General features: G+C 39.1%; 20 protein-coding genes. 14 read left to right on the top strand and 6 right to left on the bottom strand.

Translation table 11 applies throughout. The features are described from left to right. The first annotated feature begins 1 nt into the window (after position 1). Positions 2 to 1,264, top strand: a complete 1,263-nt coding sequence (locus tag BUA16_RS12265) for a serine hydrolase (protein WP_072765046.1) — start codon at positions 2 to 4, stop codon at positions 1,262 to 1,264. Here BUA16_RS12265 and BUA16_RS12260 read toward each other — a convergent pair. Continuing rightward, positions 1,251 to 4,076, bottom strand: coding sequence for an Npt1/Npt2 family nucleotide transporter (locus tag BUA16_RS12260; protein WP_072765045.1), 2,826 nt, complete (start codon positions 4,074 to 4,076; stop codon positions 1,251 to 1,253). The genes BUA16_RS12265 and BUA16_RS12260 overlap by 14 nt on opposite strands. Before the next feature lie 181 nt (positions 4,077 to 4,257). Next, positions 4,258 to 5,049, bottom strand: coding sequence for a serine hydrolase (locus BUA16_RS12255; RefSeq protein ID WP_317045396.1), 792 nt, complete (start codon positions 5,047 to 5,049; stop codon positions 4,258 to 4,260). Between the two features lie 582 nt (positions 5,050 to 5,631). Here BUA16_RS12255 and udk point away from each other — a divergent pair. From udk to BUA16_RS12190, 13 genes are all read left to right on the top strand, one after another. Beyond that, positions 5,632 to 6,240 carry a uridine kinase gene (gene udk, locus BUA16_RS12250; protein ID WP_072765043.1) on the top strand — a complete coding sequence of 203 codons (609 nt, stop codon included), beginning with the start codon at positions 5,632 to 5,634 and terminating at the stop codon, positions 6,238 to 6,240. A 6-nt stretch (positions 6,241 to 6,246) separates the two neighbouring features. Beyond that, positions 6,247 to 6,573: an FtsB family cell division protein gene (locus BUA16_RS12245; RefSeq protein WP_072765042.1), complete on the top strand. Its 327-nt coding sequence runs from the start codon at positions 6,247 to 6,249 to the stop codon at positions 6,571 to 6,573. Continuing rightward, positions 6,573 to 7,961 carry a methylmalonyl-CoA mutase subunit beta gene (locus BUA16_RS12240; protein ID WP_072765041.1) on the top strand — a complete coding sequence of 463 codons (1,389 nt, stop codon included), beginning with the start codon at positions 6,573 to 6,575 and terminating at the stop codon, positions 7,959 to 7,961. Before BUA16_RS12245 ends, BUA16_RS12240 begins: the two co-directional genes overlap by 1 nt. 82 nt (positions 7,962 to 8,043) lie before the next feature. Further along, positions 8,044 to 10,245, top strand: a complete 2,202-nt coding sequence (gene scpA, locus BUA16_RS12235) for a methylmalonyl-CoA mutase (RefSeq protein ID WP_072765040.1) — start codon at positions 8,044 to 8,046, stop codon at positions 10,243 to 10,245. A gap of 148 nt (positions 10,246 to 10,393) precedes the next feature. Next, a complete protein-coding gene (locus tag BUA16_RS12230) occupies positions 10,394 to 11,167 on the top strand; it encodes a ParA family protein (RefSeq protein ID WP_072765039.1) in 774 nt (257 codons plus the stop codon). Further along, positions 11,167 to 12,090 (top strand): ParB/RepB/Spo0J family partition protein, encoded by a 924-nt coding sequence (locus tag BUA16_RS12225; RefSeq protein WP_072765038.1) that lies wholly within the window; start codon positions 11,167 to 11,169, stop codon positions 12,088 to 12,090. The genes BUA16_RS12230 and BUA16_RS12225 overlap by 1 nt, the downstream gene beginning before the upstream one ends. Beyond that, positions 12,083 to 12,730 (top strand): DUF5683 domain-containing protein, encoded by a 648-nt coding sequence (locus BUA16_RS12220; protein ID WP_072765037.1) that lies wholly within the window; start codon positions 12,083 to 12,085, stop codon positions 12,728 to 12,730. The genes BUA16_RS12225 and BUA16_RS12220 overlap by 8 nt, the downstream gene beginning before the upstream one ends. A 3-nt stretch (positions 12,731 to 12,733) precedes the next feature. After that, a complete protein-coding gene (gene dapB / locus BUA16_RS12215) occupies positions 12,734 to 13,435 on the top strand; it encodes a 4-hydroxy-tetrahydrodipicolinate reductase (protein ID WP_072765036.1) in 702 nt (233 codons plus the stop codon). 82 nt (positions 13,436 to 13,517) lie between these two features. Continuing rightward, positions 13,518 to 15,257 (top strand): signal peptidase I, encoded by a 1,740-nt coding sequence (gene lepB, locus BUA16_RS12210; protein WP_072765035.1) that lies wholly within the window; start codon positions 13,518 to 13,520, stop codon positions 15,255 to 15,257. Positions 15,258 to 15,428: 171 nt separating this feature from the next. Next, the gene (locus BUA16_RS12205; RefSeq protein ID WP_072765034.1) at positions 15,429 to 16,061 is read left to right on the top strand and encodes a WbqC family protein; all 633 of its coding nucleotides are present in this window, start codon (positions 15,429 to 15,431) and stop codon (positions 16,059 to 16,061) included. Then, positions 16,054 to 16,362 (top strand): DUF6122 family protein, encoded by a 309-nt coding sequence (locus BUA16_RS12200; RefSeq protein ID WP_072765033.1) that lies wholly within the window; start codon positions 16,054 to 16,056, stop codon positions 16,360 to 16,362. Before BUA16_RS12205 ends, BUA16_RS12200 begins: the two co-directional genes overlap by 8 nt. Positions 16,363 to 16,547: 185 nt before the next feature. Then, the gene (locus BUA16_RS12195; RefSeq protein ID WP_072765032.1) at positions 16,548 to 17,861 is read left to right on the top strand and encodes a Gfo/Idh/MocA family protein; all 1,314 of its coding nucleotides are present in this window, start codon (positions 16,548 to 16,550) and stop codon (positions 17,859 to 17,861) included. Positions 17,862 to 17,950: 89 nt separating this feature from the next. Then, the gene (locus BUA16_RS12190; protein WP_072765031.1) at positions 17,951 to 18,697 is read left to right on the top strand and encodes a 3-keto-disaccharide hydrolase; all 747 of its coding nucleotides are present in this window, start codon (positions 17,951 to 17,953) and stop codon (positions 18,695 to 18,697) included. A 162-nt stretch (positions 18,698 to 18,859) separates the two neighbouring features. On the opposite strand, the gene BUA16_RS12185 is transcribed toward BUA16_RS12190, so the two are convergent. From BUA16_RS12185 to mutL, 4 genes are read right to left on the bottom strand one after another with little or no spacing between them, the layout of a single operon-like run. Continuing rightward, on the bottom strand, positions 18,860 to 19,894 hold the full coding sequence (locus BUA16_RS12185; protein ID WP_072765062.1) for an endonuclease/exonuclease/phosphatase family protein: 1,035 nt from the start codon (positions 19,892 to 19,894) through the stop codon (positions 18,860 to 18,862). A gap of 4 nt (positions 19,895 to 19,898) precedes the next feature. Beyond that, a complete protein-coding gene (locus BUA16_RS12180) occupies positions 19,899 to 20,771 on the bottom strand; it encodes a rhomboid family intramembrane serine protease (protein ID WP_072765030.1) in 873 nt (290 codons plus the stop codon). Further along, positions 20,771 to 21,517: a rhomboid family intramembrane serine protease gene (locus BUA16_RS12175; protein ID WP_072765029.1), complete on the bottom strand. Its 747-nt coding sequence runs from the start codon at positions 21,515 to 21,517 to the stop codon at positions 20,771 to 20,773. Before BUA16_RS12175 ends, BUA16_RS12180 begins: the two co-directional genes overlap by 1 nt. After that, complete coding sequence (mutL, locus tag BUA16_RS12170; RefSeq protein WP_072765028.1) at positions 21,518 to 23,368, bottom strand: DNA mismatch repair endonuclease MutL; 1,851 nt, start codon at positions 23,366 to 23,368, stop codon at positions 21,518 to 21,520. Between the last annotated feature and the right edge of the window lies 1 nt (position 23,369).

Below are 23,369 nucleotides of genomic sequence, written 5' to 3'. Positions count from 1 at the left end.
GATGAAAAAACATTTAAAATTTCTAGTACCTGCACTATTCTGTTTGGCCTTTACCACCATCGCCTACTATCCTATTGATGGGTATACCCGTACCGGTATTAAACGACTACTGCGAGTAGAACTTATAAAAAATGGCGTTATCAAAGAACCGAGCACCCTTCCACCGGGAGCCATGAAGTCTTATATGGATATTTCCCTAAACCTAACTGCCAAAAAAAATGATAGCACCAATTCCTTTTTTAAGGTAAATGACAACTTTCAGAGCGAAATCAATGGGCTTTTTAAAGGCTTGGACAAAAGCTATTCCATTGCCGTTTTAGATATTTCGGATCCGGAGAACCTTCGTTTTGCCAAGCGAAATGAAACCGCCGGTTACCAACCTGGAAGTGTCGGAAAAATAGCCGTATTAGCAGCCCTGTTTACCCAATTGGCAAATATATACCCCGAATCCTTTGAAAAACGACTCGAGTTATTGCGTACTAAATCTGTAAAAGCTGGCCAATGGGGAATGACAGATTCGCATACCATTCCTATTTTTAATGTAGAAACCCATAAACTGATTAAAAGGCAAGTGATTCCGAGTGATGTATTTAGCTTATTTGAATGGACAGACCATATGTTATCGGTAAGCAATAACGGCGCTGCCAGTATCGTATGGCGCGAAGCAATGCTTATGGCCGCTTTTGGCAAGGACTACCCCAACTTGACCCAAGAACAGGCAGATTCCTATTTTGCAACTACCCCGAGAAAAGAACTGACAGATTTAGGAAACAGTGTGGTAAACCAACCGCTACGAAAATTAGGGATTACTACGGACGAATGGCGTTTGGGAAGTTTTTTCACCAAAGGAGCCAATACCTATGTAGGCGATAAAGGAGGTAGTATTGGTAGCCCTATAGGTATAATGAAGTTTTTGATCAAATTAGAACAAGGCAATGTGGTCGATCAAAATTCGAGTTTGGAAATGAAACGCCTTATGTATATGACAGATCGCCGTATTAGATATGCTCAATCGCCCGCCCTAAAAGAGGCAGCCGTATATTTTAAATCTGGAAGCCTCTACCAATGCAACAAAACCAGTGGTGAGCCCTGCGGTAAATACATGGGGAACATAAGCAACTTTATGAATTCCGTAGCTATTATAGAACATCCTAACAACTGTACCTATTTTGTGGTCTTAATGACCAATGTACTACGGAAAAATTCGGCTACTGACCATATGACCCTAGCGACCAATATTGATAAAATTGTTAAGAAGGGCTAGCGACATTCCCCAACGCCAACAAAGCCTCTTGGGCAAAAGTTCGTATTTTAACTTCCTCACTATCCTTTAATTTTTCAAGAAGGGGAAGGTAGCGAATGTCCTTTTGTACTTTAATAAGATATAAAACAGCTAATTTTAATTTTAAATCATGCGCCTCCATCAACATTTGGAAACAGTCCAATTCTGATGGAATCTTATGCTTAATTTTCTGTATCCCTTCATCGGTAGTAACGTCTAAAATAGTACTCTCGACAATGGGCAATAGGGTTCGCTTAAGATTTCCAGTAAGAAGGTTGTCCAAAAACTCTATGGCATTGGCCTGGGCTTCTTGCCGTTCGCTAAGGAGACCCGAATAGGCTATTTCAACATCGCCTTGTTGATACTTTAACCCCAATAGTTTAAAAATTCGTTCAAGACCCAAATCTAACCGCCTTTCCAACAAGTCTAACAAAGTAGATCTGGCATCATATTCCTCGGCACTCACCTGTATTTTTGACTTTTTCCTGTTTCGGTAAGCAATAATAATTTGTGCATGCATAGCGGATAAAGTTTGATGGTACATATTACATTCTTCCAGAATAATCGCTACCACTTTAAATTTATTAAATTTTAACCTTGGCGTATTTCGCTTCAAATTATTCAGGGAACGCAGGGCCTCCAGTCGCATGTTTAAATCCTTATCTTCTAGCAAAAAGAACAAATTCCGGACTGCTTCTTGAGAATTGAACATTTCCATGACCTTGGGAATATATTGATGATAGGCTTCCGTTGTTTTTCGGTCTGCCACCATTGTCCTTAATTGGGGAAGCAGCTCCCTTCCATAGTTATGCAGGGCTAAAATAGCGCTCTCCCGATACCCTTTATGAGGTAAAAAAGATAGTAGATGGGGTATCAACATTCCATTTAAAGTAGCGCCGGCAGCTTCAATGGCAATACGTACAACCTTCGCATCTGCATGCTCAAAGTACTTTATAAGAAAAGAATGGAACTTAGGTAAATTGGCTGCACCAATGGTCTTTAACAGCATATGTAAGCCAAATTCGTCCTCGGGATGAGCTGCTAAATAACTTATCTTCTTTTCAATGAGTCCTTCTAAGTTGTAGTGTTGTTTTAAGGAGTAATTATCCCTAGCCTCACGCGCTAAACACAAGAGGGCAGCATCGGAAATATGCATATTTTCATCTGACAAATAGCTGTCAAAAACTACAGCACTATTTTTGTTGGAATGCAATAATAAATAAGCAAGCGTCTCAGTAACAAGTTCCTCGTCCTCAGACTTTAACAGTGCTGGTATATGAGTAACCATAGTATTGCTATTTAAGAAATACATGTTCTTTATGGCTGCCGTTTTTACCTTATCACTTGGGTGCGATAATAGTTGTTGCACTTCTAACTCAAATCGTTTGTCATTTATTTCGAGAAGCTTTTTAAGCATAAACAATATTTGTGTCTCGGTGCCGCTTTCAAAAACTGTTTTCATTCCCTGTATCACAGAAACAGGTTTTACTTGCAGTTTTTTATGACCGCTCTTATCGGTCATTAATGTTAGGTTTTCCCTGAATGTTTTAAAATATTCGCTTCTCACTTTCTTTACAAAATACACCCAGACTCCTACTAGTATAAGAATGATAGAAACAATATAGGTAGTACTTAACTCGAAGCCCTTGATCACAAAAATCAAAATAAAACCAGCTATACCTGTAGCTATGCTATCGACTACCACATCGATAAAGGATTTCGTTTTATTCTTTAATTCAAAAGGCAATGGCAGCGATAAGAGTTCTATGGCGCTTTTGTTGATGGACTGTTTTAAGGTGCCATCTATCGCTTTAATTAAAATGACAATAGCGAGCTCAGGGAAAACAAAGAATAAACTGCTACTGATCAATATCCCAAGCGGTAATAAGACCAGGGAAAAGCCTACCCCAAAAACACCAACCACCCGTTGGGTGAAAAATAATTGAATCCCTAAGGATAAAACGTTGAAAGTCGAAAACCAAAAGGCAAAAAAGGAAGTTAGATCATCGGGGTCGGGAATAGCAGAAGAGGCAAAATCACTAAAGAGGTAGTCGACTAATTTGGCTACCAAAACGCTCACTCCGACTATTCCGGCCAGATAACTAAGGTGTTTCGATTTTTTTATGAGGGCAATTGGCCTTTCCTCTGGGGATATACTTCGTTTTTTTTGCTTAAAATCATTGAGTTTCTTTACCCTATTACGCCAAGTATTTCGCAATAATGGTAGTGTTAACATCAATAAACCAGCGGCTACAAAGATGACATTTTCGACCCCTATGATTGGTGCTAACAAGGAAGTGAGGTAGCCTCCAAAAATACCGCCCAAAATTGCGCCAGAGCCAATAAATCCAAACAATCTCTTGGCCTCCCTTATATTAAACACCAAATTGGCCAATACCCAAAATTGGGAAGCCGATAAAACGGCATAAATAGCCACCCAAACATAAAAGAAATAGAGCACCCAATTGGTGCGTGCCCCCAATTGTAAAAATACCCCTAGCCCTAAAAGAAGCACTATAGAAACCATGAGAGTGGTTTCTATTATTTTATTAAGGGCGAATTTACGTAGCGCCTTAGAATAGAAATAAGAACTTATCACTGCTGTTAAGGCCACCCATAAAAAAGCAAAAGGCAAATTTTCTACCCCTAATTCTGAAAGAAACAATGCGTTTACAGTTGGCTTAATAATAAGCAAGGTGGCAATGATTATAAAAATATATGCCTGCATCCATAAGGACACCTTGTACTCACCCTCGCGTATATCGAATAATCTTGTCAGTACAGTTCTTAGCATCTATGGTTACGTTCTTAGCTCTTTATATTAAGTTTCCTACAGAATCTTATATATGATCCTGCTCATAAGGACCACGATCCCACAAAATTCATCATATGGTAATTTAAGAAAATAATTGATTACAAGGAGACTAAAATCAATATAGCCAGAAGAAAATTCTTAAGGTGTTTATTAGGTCGACTTAATTTAAGGCTACTGTATTTACGGTATTCTTTAAAACTTTTTCTATAGGCCTTACTAGGCTCCTAATAATTTCGTCCCCATTGGGATCATCGACCAATGCTACTAGAATATAACGTCTAGAAGGATTTTTTCCCCAGACTAAAACTGAGTCCGAATGGAAGTTTTTCCAAGAGCCCGATTTCCGGAACAATTTTGCCGTGGGTGCAATTTGGTCTAGTGTATTTACAAATTTATGGTGTAGTTCTGGTTCCCCCATAATGTCGAGCATTTGTTTGGAGCGTTGGTTATTTACTAATTTTCCGTTCACCAACATATAATAATACCTACAAACCTGATTCACAGTAGCAGCGTGCGATAAGTTTTTCAAGGGTTCCCTATTGGTGTCCCCTCCTCCTCCATAGCGTTTTCCTACCCAAAGACCGCCCCCGCGACTTTTATCGTAAAATTTGTATTGAGGGTCGGTCATTACCGACGCTATTTTATCATATCCTAATCGGTCTATCATTCTTGTAGAAGCCTGGTTGTTAGATTTACTGATCATTAAGCGCATGTCTCGTTTAATTTCGTCAGTTTCTTGCAACTCTCCTTTTTCTATGGCATCCATTGAGCTTAATAATATTGCTATTTTGGGCAAACTTGCCGCATACATCATATGGGCCCCATTGATACTGGCAAATTTTGCCTGTTGAGGATTTCTTAAATCTACAATCCCGACAGCCATTTTCTTTTGGTTCATGAGATATTTCCAACGGGCATTGGCCATGAGTTCCTTCTCTAAATTCCTTTGCAAAAGGGTGTGTTCTAAACTCCTTAAGGGTTTTAAGTCAGCCTCATCAAGACGTAGAGGCAAAGCTTTCTGTGCCCACAAAGGACATAAAAACAAAAAACAAACGAAGAAAATAAAAAAGAGGCTTCTCATATATTAGCAACAATTACAAAAACAAAGATATTTAATATACACGTCCACAATCTGTTAATTTTTAAACACTTATCAAAATACAAAACACCAATAAATCATAGGGATTTCACTATATTTAATCCATTTTTTTGTTAAAAAAACATTCCTTAACTTTCCCAAAGATGCTACCAAAGGTTTTGAAATAGAAAACACCTATGCTTTTTAACCATACGTTTTATGTAAAAAGACTTCAGAAGTCGAAGAAAAACAAATAGGACCGGATCCAATAACAGAAAAATTGAACAATAGGTATCAACTATTTTTATATCATTATTTTAGTTTTTTCACCTTTAGCTTTAAAAAGACAATTTTGGTGCACTGTGCTATAAAAACATATTTTATAAACGGTAGCCATTTATTTTAATCGGGTTGGTTTCGTGCCAAATCCTTATTTTTGAAACAAAAAACATAAGCATGCTAATTATAGGGATTGCGGGAGGAACAGGCTGTGGCAAAACAACTGTTGTCAACCAAATTATCAATGAATTTCCTAATGAGGAAGTGGGAGTTATTTCTCAAGACTCCTATTATAATGATTTGTCCCATTTGACTTATGAGGAGCGTTCACAAATAAATTTCGATCATCCACGTGCCATAGATTTTGACTTGCTCGTCAGTCACCTGAAAAGCCTAAAAGAAGGCTTGCCAATACACCAACCGGTGTATTCATTTGTCAAGCACAATAGAACCGAGGACACTATTCTTTCGCACCCTAGAAAAGTAATGATCGTAGAAGGAATTTTAATCATGACACAACCAGAAATTCGAGAATTGTTCGATATTAAGATTTTTGTCCATGCAGACTCGGATGAACGCCTCATTAGAAGGTTAAAAAGAGACATTAATGAACGTGGACGTGATTTAGAGGAAGTACTTAACCGTTACCAACATACCTTAAAGCCCATGCACGATCAGTTTATTGAACCTACCAAGGAATTTGCCGATATTATAATTCCTAACAATAAATACAATACCGTTGCCGTAGATATCGTACGTACCATTATAAACGACAAAATAGGATAATCATATATGGGTATTAAAGGTATAAGAAAGAAAAAATGGTTTGGCATTGTTACCAACACCTATGTACTGATCCTTACGGTATTTGTCATTTGGATGGTTTTTTTTGACACCAATTCCCTTTTAATACATTGGGAACTCAAAGAGGAAATTGAAAAATTAGAAAAACAACAAGAGTTTTTAAAAGAAGAAATTGCCAAAGACAAATTGATTATCGAAAAATTATCGGACAAAAACCAGCTCGAAAAATTTGCCCGGGAACAGTACTATCTAAAAAGAAAAAACGAAGAAATTTATTTAATAGAATACGAGGATAGTTTAAAAACTAAAAAATAATGGATAAACCCGATCTATTTAGTGACTTTTCCGAAACATCATCCAAGGCTTGGAAACAAAAAATTCAGGTAGACCTTAAAGGGGCCGACTATAACGAAACCTTGGTCTGGGAATCACCTGAAGGTATTAAGGTAAAGCCATTTTACAATTCAGAAGATTTAATAGACCTACCATTGAACTCCTTTCCTCAGGAAAGTAAATGGAGAATTTGTCAAAAGATATTCGCGGGAAATGCCATTGTAGCCAACGATAAAGCTTTAGATGCTATTTCCCGTGGCGCCGAAAGCATTTATTTTACAGTGCCTTCCCCAGAAACCGAAATTCAAGAGCTGTTAAAGGGGATAGATCTTAGGACAACTCCTATTTATTTTAACCTTCAGTTTCTTTCCGAGAATTATACGAAGTCCATCCTCGAGTTTAGCAAAAACAAATCGGCCAAAATCTTTCTGAATATAGATATCATCGGTCATTTGGCTAGGCAAGGCAATTGGTTCGTCAACCTAAAAGAAGACCATCAGAATTTAGACGCTATAGTATCACTGGGCCACGCTACGACCTTGGGGGTAGATATGGCTTTATATCAAAATGCAGGTGCTAACATCACCCAACAATTGGCATATGCCCTAGCCCATGCCAATGAATATTTAAACCATTTAAACAATACCCTGGAAGCAGGGATGCAGCAGCATACCATTACCTTTATAGTAGCCGTGGGTAGCGACTATTTCTTTGAAATAGCAAAATTAAGGGCTTTACGCAGGCTATTTGCCTCCTTGGCCACCGAATACGGTGCCAATCCCAATTGCCATATTATTGGTATGCCTAGCAAACGCAATAAAACCATTTACGATTACAATACCAATTTGCTCCGTACTACTACAGAATGTATGTCGGCCATTTTGGGCGAGGCCAATACAATTTGTAACACTCCCTATGATGCTATTTATCACAGGGATAACGAGTTTGCGGAACGCATGGCCAGAAATCAGTTGCTGATTCTAAAAAATGAAAGCTATTTTGACAAAGTAAACAACCCTTCAGCGGGCTCCTATTATATAGAAACCCTAACACACCAACTAGCTTCAAAAGCTCTAGAGCTCTTTAAGCTAATTGAAAAAGGCGGAGGCTTTTTGGTACAGTTGAAGGAACACCAAATACAGAAAAAGATCAAGGAAAGTGCCGGCAAGGAAGAACAGTTATTTAACTATAAGGAAAAAATCCTTGTTGGAACCAATAAATATCGTTCCAAGGAAGATACAATGAAAGACATGCTAGAGCTTTACCCTTTTGTAAAAACCAAAGCCAGAAAAACCCTTATTGAACCCATCATAGAGAAAAGACTGTCCGAAACCCTGGAACAAAATAGGTTAAAACAAGAACAACCATAAACAATTAGCATTACCGTTTAATTTTTGGTTGTATAACATCAAAAAGTATCGTACTGAACCTACCTAATCATCTTTAGAAACCATGGCAAGAAAAAATCTTCAACACATACAACTAGTTCCTTCCCAAGAATCGCCCATAGGTTTGCAGGACAAGAAGATGGCGGCCAACTCTGGGAAAGAAAAGCTCACTCCTTTTGAAACTGCTGAAGGGATCGCTTTAAAACCTCTATATACCCAGGAGGACATTGAAGGAATACCACATTTAAATTTTGCAGCCGGGATACCCCCTTTTTTACGAGGTCCCTATTCTACTATGTATGTAAAAAAGCCATGGACCATACGACAGTACGCCGGATTCTCTACCGCGGAAGAAAGCAATGCTTTTTACCGTAGAAATTTAAAAGCGGGGCAAAAAGGCCTCTCCGTGGCTTTTGATCTTCCTACTCATAGAGGTTATGACAGCGACCATGAACGGGTGGTAGGCGATGTTGGCAAGGCCGGTGTAGCCATTGATTCCGTTGAAGATATGAAAATTCTATTTCAGGATATCCCTTTAGATAAAATGTCGGTTTCCATGACCATGAACGGTGCCGTTTTACCTATTATGGCTTTTTATATCGTAGCAGCAGAAGAACAAGGCGTTGCTATCAAAGATCTTGCTGGGACCATACAAAACGATATCCTAAAGGAATTCATGGTGAGAAACACTTATATCTATCCCCCAGCACCTTCGATGCAAATTGTTTCCGATATTTTTGAGTATACCAGCAAGCATATGCCAAAGTTTAACAGTATCAGTATCTCTGGTTACCACATGCACGAAGCAGGGGCTACGGCAGACATAGAATTGGCCTATACGCTGGCCGATGGCCTCGAATATATTAGAACCGGACTTAAAACAGGAATGACTATAGACACCTTTGCTCCTAGGATATCTTTCTTTTGGGGCATAGGAATGAACCATTTTATGGAAGTCGCCAAAATGAGGGCGGGAAGATTACTATGGGCCAAACTGGTACGACAGTTTCATCCAAAAAGCGAAAAAAGCTTGATGTTGCGCACCCATAGCCAAACCAGCGGTTGGAGTCTGACCGAGCATGATCCCTTTAACAATATTGCACGTACTACCATAGAAGCGGCCGCGGCTGTTTTTGGGGGCACCCAAAGCTTGCATACCAATGCCTTGGACGAGGCCATTGCCCTACCCACCGATTTTTCGGCCCGTATTGCCCGAAACACCCAATTGTTTTTGCAACATGAGACCGGAATTACAAATACGGTAGATCCTTGGGCAGGAAGTTACTACGTAGAAAAACTGACCGACGAAATTGCAAGAAAAGCTTGGGAATTAATTGAAGAAATAGAAGCTCTCGGCGGGATGACCAAGGCTATTGAAGCAGGTATTCCAAAATTAAGAATTGAAGAAGCTGCCGCAAAAAAACAAGCTCGTATCGATAGTGATAGGGATATAATTGTAGGTGTTAATAAATATAAATATTCCGCAGATGATACCCTTCAAATCCTTGAAGTAGATAATGCAGCGGTCAGAAGGCAGCAATTGGCCCGTTTAGCAGAAGTAAAGAAAAACAGAAAGGAAGAAGCGGTGAGGCAGGCTCTAAAAGACCTGACAGATACAGCCCATCAAAAAACATCGGCCAAAGACAAAAGCAGGCAAGGACAGATTCATAATGAAGAAAATTTATTAGCTTTAGCGATCAAGGCTGCAAAAGCAAGAGCTACTTTAGGCGAAATAAGTTTGGCTCTTGAAGAAGTTTTTGGGCGCCATAAAGCCGAAATAAAATCATTTACCGGGGTGTATTCAAAAGAAATAAAGAACAACGATAGCTTTAAAAAAGCACGCGAATTGGCCGACACCTTTGCAGAGCAAGATGGCCGTAGGCCACGTATCATGATTGCTAAAATGGGCCAAGATGGTCACGATCGTGGAGCTAAGGTAGTGGCAACCGGCTATGCCGATCTAGGCTTCGATGTAGATATAGGCCCCCTTTTCCAAACCCCGGCAGAAGCCGCAAAACAAGCCGTGGAAAACGATGTGCATATTCTAGGTATCTCCTCATTGGCAGGAGGCCACAAAACATTGGTGCCGCAAGTATTACAGGAATTAAAGGCCCATGGGCGCGAAGATATTATGGTGATCGTAGGAGGGGTAGTTCCTAAACAGGATTACGCCTACCTACTTGATGCCGGAGCGGTGGCTATATATGGTCCCGGGACTAAAATAAGCGATGCCGCCATTGAGATTTTGAAAATATTGATCGATTAAGCCCCTATAATCATTTATTGTTCGCGACCACCCTTAGTTATTAACTTTATTTAACAAAATATACCGTAAGTTATTCACTTTGTGTTAACAAATTACATTTTATAACACCATAAATAATTGTATTTTTACCCTCTAACTTACTAGGAAAATGGGCAAAATAATTGCTATTGCGAATCAAAAAGGAGGAGTAGGAAAAACTACTACTTCGGTAAACTTGGCTGCCTCTTTGGGGGTTTTGGAAAAAAAAGTATTACTTATTGATGCTGATCCACAAGCAAATGCCACTTCTGGCTTAGGTATCGATGTCGAAAGTGTAGCCTATGGTACCTATCAACTTTTGGAACATACCAAAGCTGCCAGGGAAATGATTGTAAAAACCTCTTCTCCTAATGTCGACCTTATTCCTGCCCATATCGATCTTGTTGCTATTGAAATAGAACTTGTAGATCAGGACGAAAGGGAGTATATGATGAAAAAAGCAATAAGAGACCTGAAAAACGATTATGACTATATTCTTATAGACTGCGCTCCTTCCTTAGGGCTTCTGACGCTTAATGCCTTAACATCGGCAGATTCTGTTATGATCCCTATTCAGTGCGAATATTTTGCCTTGGAAGGATTAGGCAAGTTATTAAACACTATTAAAAGTGTTCAAAAAATCCATAACCCAGACTTAGATATAGAAGGCATGGTACTTACCATGTACGATTCTAGGCTACGTTTATCAAATCAGGTCGTGGAAGAAGTAAAAAAACATTTTTCCGAAATGGTCTTCGACACTATCATTCAACGAAATGTTAGACTTAGCGAAGCCCCTAGCTACGGAGAAAGCATTATTAAATACGACGCCAGTAGTAAAGGAGCTGCCAATTACTTAAATTTGGCCCATGAAGTTGTAGTGAAAAACAAGGAAACAGTATAATGGCGAAAGCAATCAAAAAACAAGCACTAGGACGAGGCCTATCGGCCTTATTAAAAGACCCTAATAATGATATTCAATCGGTATCCGACAAAAATGCCGATAAAGTAGTAGGCAATATTGTAGAATTAGATCTGGAAAGTATCGCAGTAAACCCTTTCCAACCACGTTCCAATTTTAACGATGAAGCACTACAAGAACTGGCCTCTTCCATTAAGGAACTAGGGGTTATTCAGCCCATTACGGTCAGAAAACTCGATTTTAACAGCTATCAGTTAGTTTCTGGGGAACGACGTTTTAGAGCCTCCAAACTGATCGGTTTGGAAACCATTCCGGCTTATATCCGTATTGCCAACGACCAAGAGTCCTTAGAAATGGCCTTGGTAGAAAATATCCAACGACAAGATCTAGACCCTATAGAAATAGCCTTGTCATACCAAAGATTAATTGATGAAATTCAATTGACTCAGGAAAAAATGAGCGAAAGGGTCGGAAAAAAACGTTCTACCATAACCAATTACCTGCGCTTACTACGGTTAGATCCTATTATTCAGACCGGTATTCGAGATGGGTTTGTTTCTATGGGCCACGGTAGGGCTTTGGTAAATATAGAGAAGCAAAAAGACCAAATAGCATTATATGAGAAGATCGTAGGCGAAAACCTTTCGGTCAGAGATACAGAGAAAGCTGTTAAAGAATATCAAGAAAGAATACTAAATGGCGATGCTGGGGAAAATATTCCTTCAGCCAAGAAAAAGCCTAGCCTTCAGCCAGAATTTATTAAAGAAAATCTCGGTTCTTTTTCTAACTACCTATCCACCAAAGTAGATATTAAAGCCTCGGAAAAAGGAAAAGGTAAAATCACTATTGCCTTTAATTCTAAGGAAGAATTTAGTCGATTAAAAAAATTGATCACAGGTGAATAAAACTCTTGTATCATGGGTGTTTTTTTGTTTTTTTGTAGTTCTTGGCACGGCTCAAGACGACAAGAACAAATCTCAACCCTCAGACTCCATAAAGACTTCTCTTAAAAAAGAAGGCATCACTATTATAGATACCCTCGCCATTAAAAAAAGAGGTATTAATCCCTTGGCACCTAGTAAGGCTGCTTTTTATTCCGCTGTTTTTCCCGGTCTTGGACAAATTTATAACAAACGTTACTGGAAAACTCCCATTGTATTTGCGGCTATTGGCACCGGCGTTTATGCCTATATGTACAATGACGATCTCTATGATCGCTTCCGTTCAGCTTTTAAACGTAGGCAAGCCGGATTTACAGATGACGAATTTTACGACTTAGGCAGCCCAAACCCTCCTGGGTCGGCCCCCGATTTTTCTGATAAAGCCTTGGAAGACGCCCAAGAAAGGTATCAGAACGATAGGGATTTGTGGCTTTTAGCCACTATAGGAATATATGTTTTAAATATAGTAGACGCCAATGTCGACGCCCATTTAAAGCAATTTAATGTAGATGATAACCTAAGTATGGATTTTAGGCCATATTTGGATATAAATAAAATTACCGCCAACCCTGTTTATGGTTTGGCTCTAACCATTAAGTTTTAATTTATGAATATTGCCTTGTTTGGCTATGGTAAAATGGGAAAAATGATTGAACAAATCGCCCTAAACAGAAACCATACCATTGTAGAAAAAATTGATTTGGATACTACAGATATCGACTACTCAAAAATAGATGTCGCCATCGATTTTAGTATGCCCAATGCCGCTTTTTCCAACATTAAAAGTTGTTTGGAACACAATATTCCTATCATTTGCGGAACTACCGGATGGTTAAAAGATTATGACAAGGCCGTAAGCCTTTGCAAAGAAAAAAATGGCGCCTTTATTTATGCCTCCAACTATAGCCTTGGCGTGAATTTGTTTTTTGAACTAAATTCATATTTAGCCAAAATGATGAAGCAACTTAAAGAGTATAACGTCAGTATGGAAGAAATTCACCATACCCAAAAACTTGACGCCCCTAGTGGAACGGCAATAACCTTGGCTGAAGGTATTATTGAAGAAACCGATTACTCAGGATGGCAATTGGATACGGCAAACGAGAACGAGATTGCCATTACAGCCAAGCGCATTGCCGATGTTCCGGGAACCCATACCGTATCTTATGATAGCGCAGTTGATTCGATTGAAATTAAACACACCGCCCATAATCGGGAAGGATTTGCACTTGGTGCCGTTGTAGCAGCCGAGTGGATTGTTGGTAAAAAAGGCGTTTTTTCCATGAAAGATGTGTTAAACCTAAGTTAAGGGACGTAACAAAAACAAGACAGCTAAGACTTAACTATGGCGGGATTAAGGTCCCTTCATCATTAATCAACACCAATAGATTATGAACGGCACACAGTGGATTATTTTTATTCTTATTATCCAAGTTATACATTTTTTGGGTACTTGGAAACTTTATGTAAAGGCGGGAAGAAAGGCATGGGAAGCTGCCATACCCGTGTATAACGCCATTATTCTAATGAAAATTATTGGCAGGCCAAAATGGTGGGTTATATTACTTTTCATACCCATCATCAATTTGTTAATGTTTCCCGTGATATGGGTAGAAACCATCCGTAGTTTCGGCAAAAATTCCTTAGTTGACACTTGGCTAGCACTATTAACCCTTGGTTTATATATCTATTATGTAAATTATTTTTTAGACGTCAAATATGTCGAAAACAGGGATCTTCACCCAAGAACAGCTATTGGAGAATGGGTAAGCTCCATAGTATTTGCCATTGTAGCAGCTACCCTGGTACACACATACTTAATTCAACCCTTTGTCATCCCAACATCTTCTTTAGAGAAGACTTTGCTTGTTGGCGATTTCCTTTTTGTAAGTAAATTTCATTACGGTGCCCGTGTCCCAATGACCACGGTTGCGGCACCCATGGTACACGATACCTTACCTGTTTTTAAATCAAGGTCCTATGTAGCCGATGTAGATCCGGCTACTTACAAAACTTCGATTTGGAACAAACTACAGCTTCCGTATTTGCGACTCCCCGGTTTTAAAAAAATCAAAAGAAATGATATTGTAGTCTTCAGTTGGCCTGCCGATACGGTATACCAATTCTTTAAAAAGCAGGCAGGGGTAAGAAAACCAATAGACAAAAAATCAAACTACGTTAAACGATGTGTTGGAGTTCCTGGTGATTCCCTTTCTATTGTTGATGGCTATGTTCACATCAATGGCAAAAAAACGGTGCTACCTTATAGGGCAAAACCACAATTTTTACACACCGTAACCGTGGCCGATCAATTCACTTCTGCCTCCATTGACCTTCTAGGTAGGGAGAACGTGTCTGGAAACGTAATACGTGTCCCAGCAAGTTCTTTGGAACAAGATCGCGCCCAAGAGGTTATTAGCGCCATGCATTTAGATAAGGTAAGTTCTGATAGCGCCTATACCTATTATACCGGTAGCATCAGTAACCAAAAAGCCATTAACTACCTTAAGGCTGAAGAAGTAAAAAACAAGGCCCTTTTCCTCTTAACAGAAGAAGAAGCTAAGAATTATATCGGAAAAGCTGGTATTACTGACATAAAAAAGTTCGCTTACACCATTCCTCATACCGATGTATTCCCTCAAAACGCCGCCTACGCTGGAACTTCTGACAATATGAAGACCATTTACATCCCGGAAGAAGGAAAAACGGTTCCTCTAGACCTCGAAGTGCTTCCCTTATATGAAAAAATAATTAAGGAATACGAAGGAAACGACCTTTCGGTAAATGGAAACCAAATACTTATCAACGGGGAAGTAACAACCAACTACACCTTTAAACAAGACTACTATTGGATGATGGGAGATAATAGACATCGTTCAGAAGATAGCCGCTACTGGGGGTATGTTCCAGAAGACCATGTCGTAGGTACTCCTGTTTTTATTTGGATGAGCGTAGATGGCATTAATGACGGCCTTAGCAATTGGAAAATTAGATGGGATAGGGTTTTCACCACTGTTGGTGGCGATGGAGAACCAGTCTCTTATTTTAAATATTTTTTAATTGCCCTAGGAGCTTGGTTTGCCTTTGATTATTTTAGAAAAAAGAAACAAGCTAAAACAGAAGACCAATAAAAATAAAATAACGGCTTCCAATTTTATTAATCGAAAACCGAAGAATAACACCATGCATGGGATAGTAGCCTGACACCCTGAACTACTATCCTTTGCTTCTTGAACCTGTTTTAGGACCGGTCTTAAAACGCCCTATAAAACATTCGTATTAATTAAGATTTATTCACAACCATGACACTTGTCCTTCACCCTGGTTACTTTCTTAACATCGCTAATTTCGCCGCTATTGTTCAGAACAATATTTGTTGGGAAGTTCATGATAATTATCAAAAACAAACCTTTCGAAACCGCTGCTATATTGCCACGGACATAGGCATGCACATGCTTAATATCCCTATAAAGCACGAGAAAAAAACTAGTGGTAAGCAGAAATATTCAGAACTTAAGATCGATAATTCCTATCAATGGCAAAGACAACATTGGCGCACCTTGCAAACTGCCTATAGAACTTCGCCTTTCTTTGAATTCTACGAGGATGAGCTTGCGCCCCTCTTTGAAAATGAATACAAGTTTTTGATGGAGTACAATTTAGCTACTACAGCTGCCGTATGCGATTGCCTTCAAATAAAAATGCCTACGACAAGAACTTCGGAATTCAAAAAAGATTTGGGTCCGGATAAGGACGGAAGATTTTTAATATTATCCAAAAAAGAAGTAGCACTAGAACAACCTGAGTATGTACAGGTTTTCGATGATCGACACCATTTTATAAAGAATCTTAGCATATTAGACCTGCTTTTTAACGAAGGCCCCAACGCGCTTTCTTACCTTAAAAGCATTCATTTAACCTATTTAAATGCTTAGGTTTTGCGTTCATTACGGAATACATTTTCTTGTTCCTATTGCTATAGGCCTCCTTTTCTATAAAAAACAGCGGTTCACTGTAATCGCTATTTTATTGGCAGGAATAATAATAGATATAGACCATGTATTCGCCGACCCATTGTTTGATCCGAATCGCTGCAGTATTAATTTTCACCCCTTGCATACCTACTGGGCTATTGCTTTGTATGTAGCGATGTTAATCCCCAAAAAAACCAGGATATTCGGATTGGCCTTGGTAATCCATATCGCAGCAGACATAACGGATTGCCTTTTAATGTAGTTATATATCTTGGTTACAGGGTAGACCCCGCATAAATACACTCCTTTTTAACTAGCAGTCTTTTTAAGAAGCAGGCAGCAATGCAAATTCTTATAATTTTTTGTCCTTCCTCTTTTAAAGAATAGAAAATAATTACTATTTTATATGCTTCATTTTATCCTAACATAGCAAACTTATAAAATACCATGGGAAATCATAAAATCTACCCCACTTTTCCATCGGGAAGAAGAGACTTCATCAAAAAATCAGGCATGGCCCTGCTCGGAGGATCCTTAGTATCGCCAGTACTTACCTTTGGCGCCAATAGCCTTTATAAAGACTCCACCCTAAAAGTGGGTTTAATTGGCTGTGGTGGTCGTGGAACCGGTGCTGCCGCCCAAGCCTTACAAGCAGATCCAAACGTAATTCTATACGCCATGGGCGATGTGTTTGAAGACCAATTGAATTTAGCACATAGAGAGTTGCAGAAAGCCATGGGAAACAAGGTAAAGGTTGCTCCAGAAAATAAATTCATAGGATTTGACGCCTACCAAAAAGTAATAGATTCGGGCGTGGATGTGGTATTGCTTACCACTCCACCGGCCTTTAGACCAGACCATCTAAATGCTGCGGTAGAAGCAGGGAAACATGTATTTTGCGAAAAACCCGTTGCCGTAGATGCACCCGGAATACACAAAGTATTGGCCGCCGCCAAAAAAGCTAAGGAAAAGGGGCTTTCCCTAGTGTCAGGTTTTTGTTTTAGGTATGACTATCCCAACAGGGAAATTGTTGGGCGTATCCTAGATGGTCAGATTGGGGACATCAGAACCGTAACTACCTTTCGTCATGGAGGCGAGGCATGGTATAAGGACCGTCAGCCAGATTGGACGGATATGGCCTACGAAATGCGCAACTGGTATTACTACAATTGGCTATCGGGCGATATAGTAGTGGAACAAGCAGTACATAGCCTAGATATGATGTCTTGGGTAATGGGGGATAAAATGCCTGTAAGTGCCACTGGAACTGGAGGCCGACAAGTACGTGTAGATAGTAAGTATGGAAATATATACGATCATTTTGCGGTAGAGTTCGAATATGAAAACGGGGCCAAGGGCTACCACTTTACTAGGCAACAAAACAACACCTCCCATAGGAACAGCGTAGAGGCCCTAGGTACCGAAGGCACTTCTATAACCCATATTGGACGCAGATATGAAATCACCGGTAAGAACAACTATACCTATGACGGGGAAAGGAATAATATGTTCCAGACAGAGCAAGATGAGCTATTTGCCTCCATCCGAAACGGGAAGCCTATAAACGATGGGGAATGGATGTCCAAAAGTACCATGCTGGCCATTTGGGCTCGTATGGTTGCCTACACCGGCCAAACCCTCACCTGGGATCAAGTTTTTAATTCCAAGGAAAACCTCGGCCCCAAAATAGAGGAATACAATTGGCATTTAAAGTGGCCTACTCCACCAGTGGCCATACCCGGTAAAACTAAATTCTTCTAATCCTAAATAACATTTAAAGCAACCGCTGTCTACTTTTTTGGCGAGCACGCCCCAAAGGAGCAAACAGCCCAATAACCCACCAATTTAATATGAAGCCCTCCTTATTGTTATGCCTCTTTGCACTATGGGGCAGCAGCTTAAAAATAAAAGCACAAGAAAACCCCCTATTCTTTGGTACCGAAACCAGTCTTGATCACTTGGTATCTGGCGACAAGGCAAATGTCCAAGAAATTAAATGGATCAATGTTAATACCGAGCCAGATACCTGGCATAAAGAAGGCGATCTTCTGGTATGCAAGGGGCTACCCATAGGCGTTATACGCTCCGAAAAGATGTACGAAAACTTCATTCTAACCGTAGAATGGCGCCATATGGAAGCAGGAGGAAATTCTGGTATATTTGTATGGAGCGACGCCATACCCGGGGAGAAAAACAGACTTCCAGGGGGTGTAGAAGTACAGATGTTAGAGCTAGATTGGGTAAACCAGAATATACGCGACGGCGTAAAGCCACCCATAGCCTATGTACACGGAGAATTGTTTGGCGTGGGCGGGGTTACTACCATTCCGGACAACCCTAGAGGAACCAGAAGTAGGTCATTGGAAAACAGATCTCTAGGAAAGGGAGCGTGGAACAGCTACATAGTAATTTGTGTCGACGGCACCGTAAAATTATCGGTAAACGGGAAATTTGTAAACGGAATCAGCAAGTCGTCCATTAAAAAAGGATACCTCTGCCTAGAATCTGAAGGAGCCGAAATCCATTTTAGAAATTTAAAGGTAATAGAATTACCTAAAGGAGTTACCTCTGCTGAACAAATAGTAGATGAACTATAACCATCTTGCTTACTAGGATAATTAGATACATGAGGCCCAATTGGAGCCCTTTTTTATCCCCTTGTTTTTTTAGTTCGGAATGCCACTTGGAGGTTCAACTGTTAATAGCGCAAACCAATCCATTGTGAGAAGTACGATGATCCTCCTCCTTCAACTTCTTAGCTATTGATCATCATCCATATCAAAAGAAACCATTACCGGAAAGTGATCTGATAATTTTAGGTTGAAATTCTTATGTGCTTTTATTTCTATGGTATCATCGGCAAGAATAAAATCTATTCGCATCGGATAATACTCAAAATTAAAAGTCCGTCCGTAACCCGTTCCTTGTTCTATAAAGGAGTCATTCATGTCTCCTCGGATTACCTTATACACGTTAGAGAACTGTGTATTATTAAAATCGCCACATACAATCGTTTTAAAAGGGGCCATATTGCAGTGCTTCCGAAAAATATCTGCCTGTTCCTGTTGTTTACCAAAAGAGTTCCCCAATCTTTTATATAGCTTGGAGGAAGCCTCTTGCGTTAGGACTTCTGCACTGGGTATTACCCTTAAGGATTCTAGATGCAAATTGTAAACCCTTATCGTGTCCTTTTGGTATTGGATATCGGCATAAATAGCATTGTTCTGACTCTGAGGAAAGTTTAAAGAGCCCTTTGACAGGATGGGATAATTTGAATAAATAGCTTGCAAGGATTTCTTTTCGCCACGCATTTCGCTAATATAGTGGTACTTGAAATGATTTTTTAAATCCCCATGCTTGATACGGGAAAATTCTTGAATACACAGAATATCAGGATTTTCGACTTTAATAAAATCAATAATTTGGTCGCCAACGGTCGTATCCTCTATCCAATTATATTTATTAAATCCACGGACATTGTAACTCATAATATTTAATTGGTCCGCTACAATAGGTTCTTCCTTTATCTTAAACATAAAAAAGCTATCCGAGCACAAATAACCAATACTCAACACCAACAAAGAAAGCAGCAATTGCCTTTTACGCCTAAGGGTCCAATAAAACAACAAGAGCATATTTATCAGTACTAATATAGGCACCCCTAAACTCAATACAGACAGATAAGGAAAATGAACTACGGAAATATAGGGAGCAACAAAAGAAATTAGCAATAAAAATGCTAAGAGCACATTAAACAGGAAGACTATTTTATCGAAAAAATGTAGATTTTTCAAGACCTTATTCTTTACCTGCTTTGAACAAAAAATCCTTTTCGGCCTTAGAAAGGCTTTCATAGCCAGATTTACTAATTTTGTCCAAAATAGCATCTATTTTACGCTGGTGGCTCTCCTTATCATAAAACTCCTTGCTCTTTGCTCCCGAGCTTTCCCTACGGTAAACTGTTTTTAAAGGAGCTTTTTTATCCTTTCTTTTAAAAAGCTCTTCCATATACCCCAAAAATTTAGAAAAACCACTACCTATATCATGGCCTTTAAAAAGTTGGCGAGCATAATAATACCCTAAAGCAGCCCCTCCTAAATGAGCCAAACGCCCTCCGACGTTACCTCCATAAGAAATCTGTATCAGATCTAGAGCTACTACAAATACGCCAATATGCCATAGTTTAACATTAAAGAAAACGACACGTACCTCTTGGTTTGGCAAATAGGTACAAACGAAGATCAGCACAGCAGTTACCCCAGCAGAAGCCCCTATAAGAGAAGTATTAATCCCCAATAAAGCCGGAAATATATTATAGGACAATAGAAATATCAATCCTCCTAAAATAACTCCTAGGAAGTAGACATTAATAAATCTTTTATTGTCAAAAAGGTTTAGAAATATTTTTCCAGAGAAATACAACATAATCATATTCCAAAAAACATGGCCAAAACCAGAGTGAAAAAAAGAATAGGTAACAATAGACCAAGGTTGTGTCAGGAATTGGAAAAAATCCTTTGGCAGTTCAAACCATTGAGTAATGGTAGCTCCAGACCACCCAAAGAGAATTTTCAACAGGCCGGCGGCAATAAATATGAATACATTAATTACAATAAGCTTTTCGGCTATGTTTAACCTATTATACTGATATGTAATATTTTTTGTATCCATTATCTATCCCAACGGTTATTATTAAATTGATTTTTTTTCCAATACCACATCATCAAAAATCCAACCAAAGCTCCACCCACATGAGCAAAATGCGCAATGCCATTCCCAAAGATGGAATATCCTGTCACTCCGGAAAATAGATCGATCCCTATAAGCACTGGTATAAAATACTTCGCTTTAACCGGGACTGGCACAAACATTAAAAACAGTTCGCTATTGGGATAAGACATTCCAAAAGCCACTAATATACCATAAATTGCCCCAGAAGCCCCTACGGCAGGAGTACTAAAAGAACTTAAAAAATTATCAATAGTACTCTTAGAGGCCAATTCGTACCAACTGGGACTATATTTACCACTAGATACCACCTCCAATACTTGTTCTTTAGAGATCCCTGAACTCAATATGGCATCCATTCCTTCATTAAAATAGTAATAATTTACGCCAGTATGGATAAGGGCGGCTCCAATTCCGGCAGAAAAATAAAAAAAGAAAAACTTATTCCTTCCCCACATCTGCTCCAATGGCGATCCAAATGCCCATAAGGCGTACATATTAAATAATATATGCATAAGGCCTCCGTGCATAAACATATGCGAAATCAGCTGCCATAAAACAAAATTTTCATTTTTAGGAAACCAAAGGGAAAACCACTGATACATTTGATCCCCATATAATTGTGTCGCAAAAAAGAACAATACATTAATTATAATCAAATGCTTTACAGCGTCTGTCACTCTACCCATTTATAAAAATTTTTTATCTATATCGCTCTCCGTAATGGTCACGTATATTGGTTTATTAAAAGGACTTACTCCCGATTCCTTACATGCAAACAAATCGTTTACCAACGCCAATTGGGAATCACTATCCAATATTTCACCGGTTTTTACTGCTAAAGACTTTGACAGTGTTTTTGACAAAACATCAGTTTGGGAAAAACCATCCACCACGAAATCTTGTTGGTAATCTGATATCAATTGATCTAAAATCATTCCCACCTCACTTTCCGGCACAGACAAAGGAACTCCGGTAATCTCTACTTCCTCTTCGTCTATGGTCCCAAAAACAAAGCCTACAGTAATTAAACTTTCTTTAATCTCCTGGATGATAGCACAATCGGATTTCGTAAAAGCCAATCTTAAGGGAAATAATAATTGTTGACTAACACCTCCTTTAATGGTAATATTTTTTAAAAAACGCTCATAGAGAACTCTTTGATGCGCCCTACTTTGATCTATAACTACCATACCAGATTTAATGGTCGTAACTATATATTTCCTTCTTAGTTGAAAAGTCGTGGACGCAGTTTCGAAATTAGATTTTTTCCCTTCAAAAATTGAACCGGTAATAGTATCGGACTCATAGGTGATACTAGTATCTGCTTCCTTTTCATCGTCCTCGGAATCCATCCCAACATACATGCTTTCCCAACCCTTGGTCGATTGTTTTTGAAAATTAGGCCTATAATTAGTTCTAAGCATCTCTTCCTTAAAAGGGTTGAAGTTAGAATCTACATTTATTTTAGGCTGCTGAACCAATTTATCCTTGTATTCATAAGGCGTTTCCAAGTTCTGATTCTTATCAAAGTCCAAGGAAGGCATTACATTAAACTGCCCTAAACTATGTTTAATCGTAGATCTTAGAATAGCGTACAAGGTATGTTCATCATCAAACTTAATTTCGGTTTTGGTCGGATGAATATTGATATCGATAGACGCCGGATCCACTGTGAGATATAAAAAATATCCAGGATGATTTTCTTTTTTTATTAGACCATCGAAGGCCGATACCACTGCATGATGCAGATACGGGCTTCTTATAAACCTATCGTTGACAAAGAAAAACTGTTCTCCCCTGCTCTTCTTGGCATATTCTGGTTTATTTATAAATCCACTAATAGTAACTACCTGTGTTTCCTCATCTACAGGCACTAATTTTTCTTTTATTTTCCCTCCAAAGAGGTTGACAATTCGTTGCCTATGGTTAGAGCTAGGCAAATTAAACAACTCGTTTCCATTATTATAGAAATGAAAGGAAATACTGGCGTGTGCCAAACTTACCCTTTGAAATTCCTCAATAATATGACGAAGTTCTACCTGACTTGATTTTAAAAAATTACGACGTGCAGGAATATTGAAAAACAGGTTTTTCACCATCATAGAAGTCCCCTTTGGAGTCACGGTAACTTCTTGTGAAACAATGGTACTGCCTTCTATTTTTAAATGGGTCCCTACTTCATCTTCCTCGGTTTTGGTGTGCATTTCTACATGGGCAATAGCAGCAATAGAAGCCAGCGCCTCTCCTCTAAACCCTTTTGTATGTAGGTTGAATAGATCTTCCGCTTTTTGAATTTTAGAAGTAGCATGCCGTTCAAAACTTAATCGGGCATCTGTAGCGCTCATTCCCACCCCATCGTCAATTACTTGGATCAAGGTTTTCCCACCTTCTTTGATCACTAATTTTATGGTAGTAGCTCCAGCATCAATAGCGTTTTCCAAAAGTTCCTTTACTACAGAAGCTGGTCTTTGCACCACTTCTCCCGCCGCAATTTGGTTGGCAACATGATCTGGCAAGAGTTTTATAATATCTGCCATT

This window comes from Arenibacter nanhaiticus, from assembly GCF_900141935.1.
In the GTDB taxonomy this organism is placed as follows: Bacteria; Bacteroidota; Bacteroidia; order Flavobacteriales; family Flavobacteriaceae; genus Arenibacter; species Arenibacter nanhaiticus.
The sequence above is the reverse complement of the archived record's forward strand: the minus strand, read 5'-3'. Positions and strand labels throughout refer to the sequence as shown.